At 73.6% G+C, this 11,596-nt stretch carries 11 protein-coding genes; 3 read left to right on the forward strand and 8 right to left on the reverse strand.

The genetic code is table 11. The annotated features are described in order from the left end of the window. Window positions 1-69: 69 nt before the first annotated feature. Window positions 70-288 carry a hypothetical protein gene (locus ACIPSE_RS27340; RefSeq protein ID WP_401667098.1) on the reverse strand — a complete coding sequence of 73 codons (219 nt, stop codon included), beginning with the start codon at window positions 286-288 and terminating at the stop codon, window positions 70-72. A gap of 26 nt (window positions 289-314) precedes the next feature. Then, window positions 315-1,730 carry an amidase gene (locus ACIPSE_RS27345; protein WP_401667101.1) on the reverse strand — a complete coding sequence of 472 codons (1,416 nt, stop codon included), beginning with the start codon at window positions 1,728-1,730 and terminating at the stop codon, window positions 315-317. A 243-nt stretch (window positions 1,731-1,973) separates the two neighbouring features. Here ACIPSE_RS27345 and ACIPSE_RS27350 point away from each other — a divergent pair, with 243 nt between their 5' ends. Then, window positions 1,974-3,353 carry a glycoside hydrolase family 43 protein gene (locus ACIPSE_RS27350; RefSeq protein WP_401667103.1) on the forward strand — a complete coding sequence of 460 codons (1,380 nt, stop codon included), beginning with the start codon at window positions 1,974-1,976 and terminating at the stop codon, window positions 3,351-3,353. Between the two features lies 1 nt (window position 3,354). On the opposite strand, the gene ACIPSE_RS27355 is transcribed toward ACIPSE_RS27350, so the two are convergent. From ACIPSE_RS27355 to ACIPSE_RS27380, 6 genes are all read right to left on the reverse strand, one after another. Further along, window positions 3,355-4,521 (reverse strand): PAS domain S-box protein, encoded by a 1,167-nt coding sequence (locus ACIPSE_RS27355; RefSeq protein WP_401667106.1) that lies wholly within the window; start codon window positions 4,519-4,521, stop codon window positions 3,355-3,357. 56 nt (window positions 4,522-4,577) lie between these two features. Then, window positions 4,578-5,609 (reverse strand): SpoIIE family protein phosphatase, encoded by a 1,032-nt coding sequence (locus tag ACIPSE_RS27360; RefSeq protein ID WP_401667108.1) that lies wholly within the window; start codon window positions 5,607-5,609, stop codon window positions 4,578-4,580. A gap of 332 nt (window positions 5,610-5,941) precedes the next feature. Further along, window positions 5,942-6,370 (reverse strand): anti-sigma regulatory factor, encoded by a 429-nt coding sequence (locus ACIPSE_RS27365; protein ID WP_401667110.1) that lies wholly within the window; start codon window positions 6,368-6,370, stop codon window positions 5,942-5,944. 6 nt (window positions 6,371-6,376) lie between these two features. Continuing rightward, complete coding sequence (locus ACIPSE_RS27370) at window positions 6,377-6,757, reverse strand: STAS domain-containing protein (protein WP_401667113.1); 381 nt, start codon at window positions 6,755-6,757, stop codon at window positions 6,377-6,379. After that, a complete protein-coding gene (locus ACIPSE_RS27375; RefSeq protein ID WP_401667116.1) occupies window positions 6,754-7,974 on the reverse strand; it encodes a PAS domain S-box protein in 1,221 nt (406 codons plus the stop codon). Before ACIPSE_RS27375 ends, ACIPSE_RS27370 begins: the two co-directional genes overlap by 4 nt. A 218-nt stretch (window positions 7,975-8,192) precedes the next feature. Further along, window positions 8,193-8,999 (reverse strand): hypothetical protein, encoded by an 807-nt coding sequence (locus tag ACIPSE_RS27380; protein WP_401667118.1) that lies wholly within the window; start codon window positions 8,997-8,999, stop codon window positions 8,193-8,195. Between the two features lie 475 nt (window positions 9,000-9,474). Here ACIPSE_RS27380 and ACIPSE_RS27385 point away from each other — a divergent pair, with 475 nt between their 5' ends. Both ACIPSE_RS27385 and ACIPSE_RS27390 read left to right on the forward strand, forming a co-directional pair. Beyond that, on the forward strand, window positions 9,475-10,674 hold the full coding sequence (locus ACIPSE_RS27385; RefSeq protein WP_401667121.1) for a CaiB/BaiF CoA transferase family protein: 1,200 nt from the start codon (window positions 9,475-9,477) through the stop codon (window positions 10,672-10,674). A gap of 115 nt (window positions 10,675-10,789) precedes the next feature. After that, a complete protein-coding gene (locus ACIPSE_RS27390) occupies window positions 10,790-11,590 on the forward strand; it encodes an SGNH/GDSL hydrolase family protein (RefSeq protein ID WP_401667124.1) in 801 nt (266 codons plus the stop codon). The last annotated feature ends 6 nt before the right edge of the window (window positions 11,591-11,596 follow it).

The raw sequence follows: 11,596 nt of genomic DNA on the forward strand, positions 1-11,596 counted from the left end.
AGGTACAGACGCTGACGGATCCTTGTCACAACCTTGACGCATACGGCTCTCACCTGCGACAAAGCTTGCTCAACTGTCGTATGCGGCCTGCACGTAGACGGTGCGCGGTGCCTGGTACTCCACGACCATCACCACGGTGCCGCGCTCGATCCGCCCGCTCCCGGGGGCCGGGTACGCCAGGAAGTGCTCGGCACCTCCGCGCACCCGCACGATCACCTCACCGACCAGCCCCGGCCCGACCGTTCCGGTCACCCGTCCCATCAGCCCGACCATCGACGCGTCCCCCATGAGGCCAGGGTACGGGGCCGCAGCCGTCAGGCGGCCGGTGAGCCGGCGCCGATCCCCGGCCACGCCTCGTGCCAGCGCAGCTCCGCCTCCAGCTGAGCGGCCAGCGACACCAGCAGCGGCTCGCTGCCGGCCGGGCCGAGCAACTGCGCCCCGACGGGCAGTCCTCGGACGAACCCCGCGGGCACGTTCACGCCCGGCCAGCCCAGCACGTTCCACGGCCACGCGTACGGACAGGCCGCGATCATCGCCCGGTCGGTGGCGAGCCCGCCCAGGTCCAGCAGCGCCCCGACGCGGGGCGGGGGAGCGGCCGTGGTGGGCGCGAGGACCACGTCGTAGGCGGTCAGGAAGGTGCCGATACGGCGGTGCAGCACCGCTTCCGCGCGGCGCGCGGCCCGCAGCGGCGCACCGCCCAGCAGCCGTCCGAGGCGGGCGGCGTCGCGGGTGCGCCGGTCGAGCAGTGCCGGGAAGGGCGCCTCGCCGACCCGTTCGGCGAGCCCGACGGTCGCACGCGGGACGAACGTCAGCCCGATCCGCCCGTACGGCGGGTCGGCCTCCTCGACGGTGTGGCCCAACGCGGCGAGCCGCTCGGCCAGTTCGACGACCCGGGCGCGGACCTCCGGGTGGAGCCTGGCCGGGAGCGCGGTGAACGGCGGCTTGAGGGAGAGCGCGACGCGCAGCTTGCCGGGGTCGCGCCGGGCGGCGGCGGACGCGTCGACGGCCGGCGGCCGGTGCGGGTCGCGGGCGTGGTTGCCGCTCGCCGCGTCGAGCAGGAGCGCGGCGTCGGCGACCGTGCGGGCCAGGGTCCCGTTGACGGTGATGCCCTGGAAGGACTCGCCGCGCGGCCAGGTGGAGATCCGCCCGCGCTGCGGCTTGATGCCGACCAGATGGGTCCAGGAGGCCGGGATGCGCACCGATCCGGCGCCGTCCGAGCCGAGCGCGGCGGGCACCAGCCCCGCGGCCACGGCGACGGCCGACCCGCCCGACGAGCCGCCCGGCGTGTGCTCCTGGTTCCACGGATTGCGGGTCGCCCCGAAGGCGGGCCCCTCGGTGAAGGGCCACTGACCGAACTCGCAGGTGTTGGTCTTGCCGACGACGACCGCCCCGGCCGCCCGCAACCGCCGTACCGCCTCCCCGTCCTCGGCGACGGCGGGGAAGTCGCCCCGGCAGCCGAACGCGGTCGGCTCGCCCGCCACGTCCATGTCGTCCTTGACGGCGACCGGCACCCCGAGCAGCGGTCGGCGCACCCCGGCGGCCAGCTCTCGGTCCGCCGCGTCCGCCTCGGCGAGCGCCGCCTCGGCCCGCACGACACGGAAGGCGTTGAGCGTCGGCTGCGTCGCCCCGATCCGGGCCAGGGCCCGTTCCACCAGGGTGCGGGAGGACACCTCGCCGTCGGCCAGCGCACGGGCGGACTCCGCGAGACCCGCGGACGGTTCGAACGTCATGAGGCGCCACCTCCATCGTCGTACCGCACAGTAACCTGTGCGGGGTCTGTGGCGGAACGCCCTTGTCAGAGGCGGGAGTTCGGCTCCTCGAACGGGAACTCCGGGGCGCTTCCGTGTCGTGCGCAAACCATTGACGCGCACCAGCCCCACCCCTACCTTCTGACCGACTTTCCGAACTGCGTTCGGGATGTCGGACGCATGAGCCGCGTCAGGAACGAGTCCGAGCCCGAGGGAGAGCCGCCCGTGACCACACGTCCCCCCGCCCCGTCCCGCCGCACCCTGCTGCGCGCGATGGCGGCCCTGCCCGCCTCGGCCGTCCTGCTGGGCGAACTGCCGGGCGCCGCGTACGCCGCCGCGCCCGCGAGCGGCAACGCCACCCGCTACACGATCGTGCCGTTCCTCAACAGCAACGACGGCACCGTGAACGTCTACCAGTCCGACGACGCCATCGACTTCCGGCTCGTCCAGTCCTCCGCGTACACGCCGCCCAGCAACCGCATCCGCGACGCCAGCGTCTTCAAGCACACCGACGGCTACTACTACGTCACCTACACCACCCACACCTGGCAGGACACCAGCACCACCATCGGTTTCGCCCGCAGCTCCGACCGCGTCAACTGGACCTTCCTGTACGACTACACGGTCCCCATCACCAGCCTCTCCCGGGCCTGGGCGCCCGAGTGGTTCGTCGACAGCGACGGCAGCGTCAACATCATCGTGTCCTGCTCGGTCACCAGCGACGAGTGGATCTTCACCCCGTATCTGCTGAAGGCGACGAACACCGCCCTCACGGCCTGGAGTTCACCGGTCGCCCTCTCCGGGATCGGCTCCAACCACATCGACACGTTCCTCGTGAAGATCGGCTCGACCTATCACGCGTTCACGAAGAACGAGACGACCAAGTACATCGAGTACGCCACGGCCTCCGCGCTCACCGGCCCCTACACGATCTCGAAGACGGGTGACTGGGCCGGCTGGGGCAGCTACCGGGAGGGCCCCGCCCTCGTCCAGCTCGACAACGGCGGCTGGCGGCTCTTCTTCGACGGCTACGGTGACGGCACCTACTACTACAGCGACAGCTACGACACCTTCGCGACCTGGTCCACGCCGGTCGCCCTGCCCGTGATCTCCGGCACCGCACGGCACTTCACCGTCATCAAGGAGACCGTCTCGGGCGGCCCCTCGCTCGCGAAGAACGTCACCCGCTCCTTCCAGTCGGTCAACTACACCACCCGCTACTGGCAGACGCAGTCCTCGCTGCTCAACCTCCCGGTGGTCACCAGCTCCAGCACCAGCACCGAGAAGACCGCCTCCACCTTCACGGTCGTCGCCGGACTCGCCGACTCCAACGGCTACTCCTTCCGCGACTCCTCCGGCAACTACCTGCGCCACTACAACTACCGCGCCCGCTTCGACGCCAACGACTCCACGACCACCTTCGCCAAGGACGCCACCTTCGTCGCCCGCACGGGCACGGCCACCGGGTCCCTCCGCTTCGAGTCGTACAACTACCCCGGCTACTACCTGCGCCACTACAGCTACCAGTTGCGCTTGGACCGCTCCGACGGCACCGACACCTTCCGGCAGGACAGCTCCTTCACGCCGGTGACCGCCTGGGCGTGAGTCACGGCTCCGCGCGGCCCAGCGGTATCCGCCAGCACAGGCGGGTGCCGCCCTCGGGCCGCGCGGTGAGGTCGAGGGTGCCGCCCAGGCGGTCCGTGCGCCGGCGCAGCTCGGCGAGACCGCCCCGGCCGGGCGCCGACGGACCGGGGCCGCGGCCGTCGTCGGTCACGTCCAGCAGCAGGTCGGCGCCGGACTGGACGCGGACGTGGACGGCGGTCGCCCGCGCGTGCCGGGCCGCGTTGGACAGGGCCTCGCGCAGGACGGCGAGCAGCTGGGCGGCGGTCGCGTCGGGCAGCGAGGCGTCGACCGGCCCGTGGAACTCCACGGCCGGCGCGAACCCGAGACGGCCGTGCGCGGCGGCCGTCTCGCCGAGCACCTGGGCGCGCAGACTGGCCGCCTTCTGTCCGGGCTGATGCAGCTCGAAGATCGTCGTGCGCAACTCCCTGATGGTGGCGTCGAGTTCGTCGATGACCGTGTGGATGCGGTCCGTCTCGCCCGCCGGCAGCCGGGCCGCGGCGCTCTGCAGGACCAGTCCCGCGCCGAACACCCGCCGGATGACCATGTCGTGCAGATCCCGGGCGATCCGGTCCCGTTCCGCCATCACCTCGCGCTCGGCGCGGGCGGCGGCCAGCTCGGCCTGCGCGGCGAGCTGGTGCGTGATGTCCCGGGCCGTCGCGCAGTAGCCGATCAGCGTGCCGTCGCCGTCGCGCATCGCCCACACGACGACCGCCATGTCGACCTCGGTGCCGTCCGCCCGGCGCCAGCGGCACTGGTGCGGCTCCGCCCGCAGCCCGGCCCGAATCTGCTCCACCGCGGCCAGGAACGCGCCCCGCGCCGCGTCCGGCATCAACAGGTCGACCGGCTGCCCCGCGATGTCCCGCTCGCTGTGCCCGAGCAGCCGCCGCGCACCCGGATTCCACGTCCTGACCCGGCAGTCGGCGTCCAGGGCCAGCATGGCGTCGTCCGAGGAGGCGACGATCGCCGCGAGCCGCGCCTCGGCCAGCCGGGCGTTCTCCAACTCCGTGTGCAGGGCGATCAGACCCCGGTTGGTGTCCTCCAACTCCTCGCGCAGCTCGGCGATCAGCCGCGCCTGATGCGCCGATCCGGGCTCCGGGGAAGAAGGTTCGCGTGGTGCGGGTGGTGCGCCCGGGCTGCCCGGATTCCCCATGCCTGAACGTCCTTCGCCTGAGGTGAGGTGGGACCGGTCGATCGGGGTGCGGTCCATCATGCCGCCCCGGAGCCGTCACGGACCACGAGAACCGTGGCGTCGTCGGTGAGCCGCCCGTGATCGCGGTGCAGGACGGCGGCGACGACGGCCGGATGGTGCCCGAGCAGCCGCGGGTGCGCGTCGAGGTTCCAGCCGGAGCGGATGCCGTCGGTGGCCAGGACGAGCGTTGCCCCGGACTCCCAGGCGCAGGTCTGCGGCCGGACGGCGGGCTGGGCCAGCTGGGTGCCGAGGGTGCCCGGCCGGTCCAGCAGATGCACGGACCGGGCACCGCTCAGCACCCGCCCCGTGATGTTGCCGACGCCCGAGTAGGTCAGCGTCCCGCCCGCCGGGTCGATCCGGCAGGCGCCCAGCACACCGCCCCGTGTGACCCGCATCGCCTCGTGGGAGCGCCGGAACAGGGCGTCGAGCTCGCCTGCCGGGTCCTGGGCGAAGGCGCCGATCGCGGCACCGGCCGCCACGGCAGCGGCCGGACCGTGCCCGAGACCGTCCACGACCACGGCCGCGAGGCCCTCCGCCGCCACGTCCGGCGCCACCGCCCACGCGTCCCCCGACTCGCCCTCCCCGCCCCGCGGCACCTCCACACCGCCGAACCGCCACCGGCCCGCCGTGCCCGGGTCGACGGTGCCGAGCCGGGCGTAGACGACCGTGCCGCCGCGCGTGGAGTAGCAGTCGAACTCCGCCGCGTACCGTCGCACGACATTGAGCCCGGCGCTCAACCCGCCCCCGCGCACCGGGAGCACGGCCGTGCCCGCACCCGGCGCGAGCGCCCCCGGGGCCAGCCCCGGGCCCTGGTCGACGGAGATCAGCTCGATGCCGTCACCGCAGCGCCGCACCAGCACCCAGCCGCCGGGGTGGGCGTGCCGCAGGAGGTTGGTGCCGAGCTCCGTGGCCACCAACTCGCCCGCCCCGGGCCGCAGTCCGGGCTGTCCGTCGGCGATCCGGGACACCGCGCGGCGCAGCGCGCCCACGTCCTCCTCGGCCCCGACCGCACAGCGGCGGTGCGGGCCGCCGATCACCGACGTCAGCACGGGACCCCCTTGCGCACAGCGGAGGACCACCGGCCCCCTCCGTTCCTCGACGTCACCACGGCCGGCCTTGGTGCCTCGGCTTCACGACGGGCCGTCCCAGCTCACCCGCGTCAGCACGGGCAGCCTCCGTTCGCCGGCACGACCATGGGCCCCCTCCGTTCACCGGTGTCACCACGGCCGGCCTTCGTTCCTCGGCGTCACGACGGGCCGTCCCAGCTCACCCGCGTCAGCATGGGCGGCCTCTGCTTGCCGGCATGGCCACGGGCCCCCTCCGCTCACCCGCGTCACCACGTCAGCTCGCCGCTCGCGGCGGCCACCACGGACCCGGCCGTTCACCGCTGCCACTTCACGATGACGACGGTCGTGCCCGAACCGGCCGCCGACTCCAGGGACATGTCGTCCACCAGCCGGCGGGCGCCCGGCAGGCCGAGGCCCAGGCTGCCGCGGCTGCTGAAACCGTCGGTCATCGCCAGGTCGACGTCCTCGATGCCCGGTCCCGCGTCGCCGAACGTGGCCCTGACGCCCCGCCTGCCCCGGTGGACGACCTGCTCGACGGTGAGTCTGCCGCGGCCGTCGGTGGCGTAGTTGAGGATGTTGCGGGCGAGTTCACTGCCCGCCGTGATCAGCTTCGTCGTGTCGACGAGGCCCAGCCCGGTCGCCTGTGCCTCGGTGCGCAGCACCTTGCGGACCCGGATCAGGTCGGACTCGTCGACGACGTCGAACTCGGCCGTCACCCTGGCCGTCTCCGTCTCGATCGGCATCGTCAGTCAGTCCGAACCGGTCTCGTCGCGGTGCAGCCGCTCCAGCAGGGCCAGCCCCTGCTCGGCGTTGAGCGCGGTGTCCAAGTGGCCCATGGGCACGCCCAGTTCGACCAGGGTGATGGCGACGGCGGGCTGGATGCCGACCACGGCGGCCCGCGCGCCCAGCAGCCGGATCATCGCCACGATCCGGGCCAGCACCCGCGCGATGAAGGAGTCCACGACGCTCAGCCGGCTGACGTCGATCAGCATGCCCGTCGCGGCGGCGTGGGCGATCTCCCGGGTGAGCTGCTCCTCGATCCGGATGACCGTGGTGTCGTCCAGGTCGCCCTGCAACGCCACCAGCAGCGTGTCACCGATCCGCATGACCGGGACGACGTCCTCGGTCACGGTCCCTCCCCGGCGGCCAGCGCACGCGCCGCCGAGACCGCCGTACCGGCCCGCTCGGCCAGCAGCGACAGCGCCAACTGGAGAGCGTCCTGAAGGGTGTTGCGCGAGCGCAGCCGCCCCATGTCGATGCCGAGATGGACCATCGACTGCGCGGTCTCCGGGCGCACCCCGCTCATGATGCTGGCCGTGCCCATCAGCGCCGCCGCCTGCACCGTCTTCAGCAGGTGCTGGGCGACCTGGGTGTCGATGGTGGGCACCCCGCTGATGTCCAGGATGGCCACCTCGGCCTGCGACTGGGCGATCCGCTCCAGCAGGCCCTCGGTGAGCCGGGTGGCGCGCAGGGTGTCGAGGGTGCCGATGATCGGCAGCACGAGGATCTTGTCCCACACCTGGATCACCGGCGTGGACAGCTCCAGGATCTCGTCGCGCTGGCGCTGGAGCCGCTGCTCGGTCTCGCGGCGGTCGGTGACGTCCCGGATCGCGGCGGCCACCAGCCGTCCCTCGGCGGTCTCCAGGGGGCTGAGGCTGATCTCGACGGGGAACTCGGAGCCGTCCCGGCGCAGCCCCGACAGTTCGAGACCCGCGCCCATCGGTCGTACCTGGGGGCTGGAGAGGAAGCCGTCGCGGTGCCCGACATGGCGCTCCCGGAACCGCCGCGGCACGAGCACCTCGATCTCCCGCCCGGTCAACTCGTCGCGGGTGAAGCCGAACAGGGCCTCCGCCTGCCGGTTGACCAGGACGATCCGGGCGTCGGGGCCGACGATGACCATGGCGTCCGGCGCGGACTCCAGCAACCCGTGGAAGAGCGACTCGACCCGCGCGGACTCCGTGGCGTCCTTGAGGACCTTCACGAACCCGGTGACCGTGCCGTCGTCGTCGGTGACCGGTGTCAGGCTGACGTGCGCCAGGAACCGCTCGCCGCTCCTGCGCACCCACCAGCCCTGGAACTCGCGCCGGCCGTCCTGCCGTACCGACTCCAGTTCCTGCTCCAGGAGCCCGGCGACCCGGTCCTCCTCGGTGCGCAGCAGGGACAGCGGCCGTCCCATGACCTCGTCCTCGGCGTACCCGGTCAGCGCGCGGGCGCTGCCGCTCCACCGGACCACCTCACCGCCCGGGCCCAGCTTGACGACGGCGTGGTCGCCGAGCGCGTCCAGCATCGCCTCCAGGTCGCGCAGCCTGGCCCGCGGATCCTGCTCGTCCACCGGTGACGTCGTCATGACCGGTCCCCCTTCGCCCTGCCGAGGTCTCGCCGGGGCACACCGGTGGCGGTGCCCGCCCCGGCTCCGGCGCGGCCGATGCTAGCGGCACCGGGGGGCGGTGATGAGGGCTTCGGCGAGGCGTCAGCCGAAGGTGCGTAGAAACCGGTCAGGACCGACTCTGACCTGGGCAGATATCGTGCCCGTTGGGCCAGAAGCGGACGTGCGGGGCAGGGGCGTCAGCCGATGCAGATCACCAGCAGGCACAGCCCCGTGGACGCGGTCTCGGTGGCCGTGGGGGCCGGGCTCGCCGTCGAGGTGTCCGAGGTGTCCGAGGCGTCGCCGGTCGCGGTCCCGGTGGCGCTCGGGGCGGGCGTGGCCGTCGTCTCCGTGACGGTCCCCGCGACGCCGGAGGCCGCGGAGGCCGCCGTCGACCCGACGGAGCCGGCCGCCTCGGTCGCGGCGGAGGAGAGCGTGTCCCGCTGGACGATCCGGACGCTCCGGGCGGCCGGTGTGGCCTGCGGGGTCGTCGCCGACTGCTCGCGCGGGGAGTTGGCCGAGGACGTACGGGCGGGGGAGCGGTCGGCCTCGGTCCGCCGCGCGGCCGGCTGCTCCGGGACCGCTCCGGTGGGGTCGGCGACCTGCTTCTCCGCGATGCCCATGGCCTCACTGTCGGGCGCGGCGGCGGCCTGGGTCCGGTCGGTGGACTGCCGCTCCATCGAGGCGACGGTCAGACCGCCGCCGACCAGCGCCACCGCCGTCGCCACCAGGGCGCGCCGCTGGGTCTTCCGCCAGCGGACCCGCTGTCGCCGCCGGGCCGCCCGGCCCGTCGGCGCGGGCGGCGCGGAGTCCGGACCGTCGTACGGGGACACGTCATCCACCGGGACCTCCGGCTCCCGCAGCGGGGGGAGACCGTCACCGGTGTGCGCGGCGGAGTCCCGCCACATCTCGTACGGCAGCGGGGCGTGCTGCGGGGTGTGGGCGCCGCAACCGGGGCACACCAGGGCGCCGTTGAGATGCCGACGGCACGTGGAGCAGTAGTCCATCCGTGGTTTTCCTGACTCGACTGCGCCAGCGGCCGGCTGCCGTGGCCCGATCTCGATCGCACGTGGGATCGAACGGCCTGAACGGTAGCGGCCCTTTCACCGGGCGGTGTGCAGCCTGTGTGTCGCTCTTGCACAGATGCCGTCCTGATCCGGTGGCCGCCGGTGCCGGTGGGCGGGACGGGGAAGGGCATACCGCCGCGTCGCCGTCGGACGGGGGGCACGACGTCGCACCCCGACCACGCGGCGGCAGCCGCTCCCCACGGCGAGGAGATCCTCGCCGCACCCTGAACCGTTCTCACGATCCCGTCACCAGGCGCCCGCCCCACAGGGGCCGAACGACCCCCGCACCGGGACCGGTCGGCCTCACCCGCCCCGTCCTGTCCGGCGGACCCGGGCATGCGTGACCATGTGGAGGCCCCAGCACCATGTGGAGGCCCCAGCAGATCGGTCCGGTTCAGCCCGACGGAGGTCCCGTATGCCGCAGCACCCCGACGCCCCGCCCCTGGCCGGGATCACCGTCGTCAGCGTCGAGCAGGCGGTCGCCGCGCCGTACGCGACCCGGCAACTGGCCGACCTCGGGGCGCGGGTCATCAAGGTGGAGCGGCCGGGGGAGGGGGACTTCGCGCGCCGGTACGACACGACCGTGCACGGCGAGTCCAGCTATTTCGTCTGGCTGAACCGCTCCAAGGAATCCCTCACCCTCGACCTGAAGGCCCCGGACGGGCGGCGCGTCCTGGAACGACTCCTCGCCCGCGCCGACGTGTTCGTGCAGAACCTCGCTCCCGGCGCGGCCGAGCGGATGGACCTGGGGGCGCGGGCGCTGAGCGAACGGCATCCCTCGCTCGTGCCCTGCACGATCTCCGGCTACGGCACCTCCGGGCCCTGGGCCGCGCGCAAGGCGTACGACCTGCTCGTGCAGTGCCAGACCGGCCTGGTCTCGCTCACCGGCGGACCCGGCGAGCCCGCCCGGGTGGGGATCTCCGTCGCCGACATCGCGGCCGGGATGTACGCCTACTCCGGCATCCTGACCGCCCTGTTCACCCGGGCCACCACCGGGGTCGCCCGCGCCGTCGAGGTGTCGCTGTTCGAGGCCCTCGCCGAATGGATGGGCCAGCCCGCCTACTACACCCGCTTCGGCGGCACCCAGCCCCCGAGGATCGGCACCCGGCACCCCACCATCGCCCCCTACGGCGCGTTCACCTGCGCCGACGGCAAGGACGTCCTGTTCTCCGTGCAGAACGAACGCGAGTGGGCCGCCCTGTGCGAGCGGTTCCTGCACGCCCCCGAACTCGTCGGCGACCCCCGTTTCGCGACCGGTTCGGACCGGGTGGCCCACCGCGACGCACTCGACGCGATCGTCGCCGAGCGGTGCGCCGCCGCCACGAGCGCCGAGGTGATGAAGGCGCTGGACGACGCCGCCGTCGCCAACGCCGGGGCCAACGACATCGAGGAGTTCCTCGCCCACCCCGTGCTCGACGCGCGCGGCCGGTGGCAGGACGTGCCGATCCCCGGCGGGATCACCGTCCCGGCCCTGATCCCGCCCGCGGACCTCACCGGCGTCACGCCCCGCATGGACCCGGTCCCGGCCGTGGGCGAGCACACCGACCGGGTGCTCGCCGAACTCGGGTACACCCGGGCCGAGATCGAGGCCCTGCGAGCCGACGGGGTCCTGTGAGGGCGGCGGCCCCGGAGAGGTGACGTCCGGGAACCGGCCGGGCGCCGCGTTCCGCATCACCATCGTCTATAGTCAACAAAGTTAGTAGGTGAGTAGTTGGCTGAAGGGGCCGATCATGACGGCACACGCGTATCTGCGGTACGTCGCTCTCGGTGACAGTCAGACCGAGGGGCTGGGGGACGGGGACGACGTCCGGGGCCTGCGTGGCTGGGCCGACCGGCTCGCCGAGCGCGCCGCGGCCTCCTCCCCGGAGCTGTCCTACGCCAACCTCGCCGTACGGGGCCGCCTCGCCGGAGCGATCCGGGCCGAACAGCTGGCGCCCGCGCTCGCGCTGAAGCCCGACCTCGCCACCGTGTGCGCCGGGATGAACGATCTGCTGCGCCCCCGCGTCGACCTCGACGAGGTGGCGGGCCATCTGGAGGCGATGTTCGCGGCGCTCACCGGCGCGGGCGCCCGCGTGGCCACCCTGACCTTCCCCGACGTCGCCCGGCTCATCCCGATGGCCCGCCCGCTCGCCCCACGGGCCGTCGCGCTGAACGACCGCATCCGGGAGGCCGCGGCCCGGCACGGCGTGGTGGTCGCCGAGACGTCCGGCTACGCCTTCGCCACCGACCCCCGCCTGTGGAGCACCGACCGGCTGCACGCCAGCACGTTCGGGCACACCTGGATCGCCACCATGGTCGCCGACGCGCTCGGCCTCCCCGACGACGGCAGGCGTCCCGAGCCCCCGCCCGCCGCCGTGCGCGAGGGCTCCGCCCTGCGGTCCGTCGGCACCGAACTGCGCTGGGCCGGCACCTTCCTGGGCCCCTGGCTCGTCCGGCGCGTGCGGGGCAGGTCCTCCGGTGACGGCAGGCGGGCCAAGCGGCCCGAACTGCTGCCCGTGCGGGCTCCGTCCGCTGATCAGCCCCGGTGTTAGGTTGAG

The sequence above is a fragment of the Streptomyces sp. NPDC090106 genome (assembly GCF_044747265.1).
Lineage (GTDB): Bacteria > Actinomycetota > Actinomycetes > Streptomycetales > Streptomycetaceae > Streptomyces.

Bases quoted from the DNA above. Each gene is read 5' to 3' on its own strand.
- ACIPSE_RS27345 (WP_401667101.1), bottom strand. From the start codon at position 1,730: ATGACGTTCGAACCGTCCGCGGGTCTCGCGGAGTCCGCCCGTGCGCTG.
- ACIPSE_RS27385 (WP_401667121.1), top strand. From the start codon at position 9,475: ATGCCGCAGCACCCCGACGCCCCGCCCCTGGCCGGGATCACCGTCGTC.
- ACIPSE_RS27375 (WP_401667116.1), bottom strand. From the start codon at position 7,974: ATGACGACGTCACCGGTGGACGAGCAGGATCCGCGGGCCAGGCTGCGC.
- ACIPSE_RS27355 (WP_401667106.1), bottom strand. From the start codon at position 4,521: ATGGGGAATCCGGGCAGCCCGGGCGCACCACCCGCACCACGCGAACCT.
- ACIPSE_RS27365 (WP_401667110.1), bottom strand. From the start codon at position 6,370: ATGCCGATCGAGACGGAGACGGCCAGGGTGACGGCCGAGTTCGACGTC.
- ACIPSE_RS27340 (WP_401667098.1), bottom strand. From the start codon at position 288: ATGGGGGACGCGTCGATGGTCGGGCTGATGGGACGGGTGACCGGAACG.
- ACIPSE_RS27390 (WP_401667124.1), top strand. From the start codon at position 10,790: ATGACGGCACACGCGTATCTGCGGTACGTCGCTCTCGGTGACAGTCAG.
- ACIPSE_RS27380 (WP_401667118.1), bottom strand. From the start codon at position 8,999: ATGGACTACTGCTCCACGTGCCGTCGGCATCTCAACGGCGCCCTGGTG.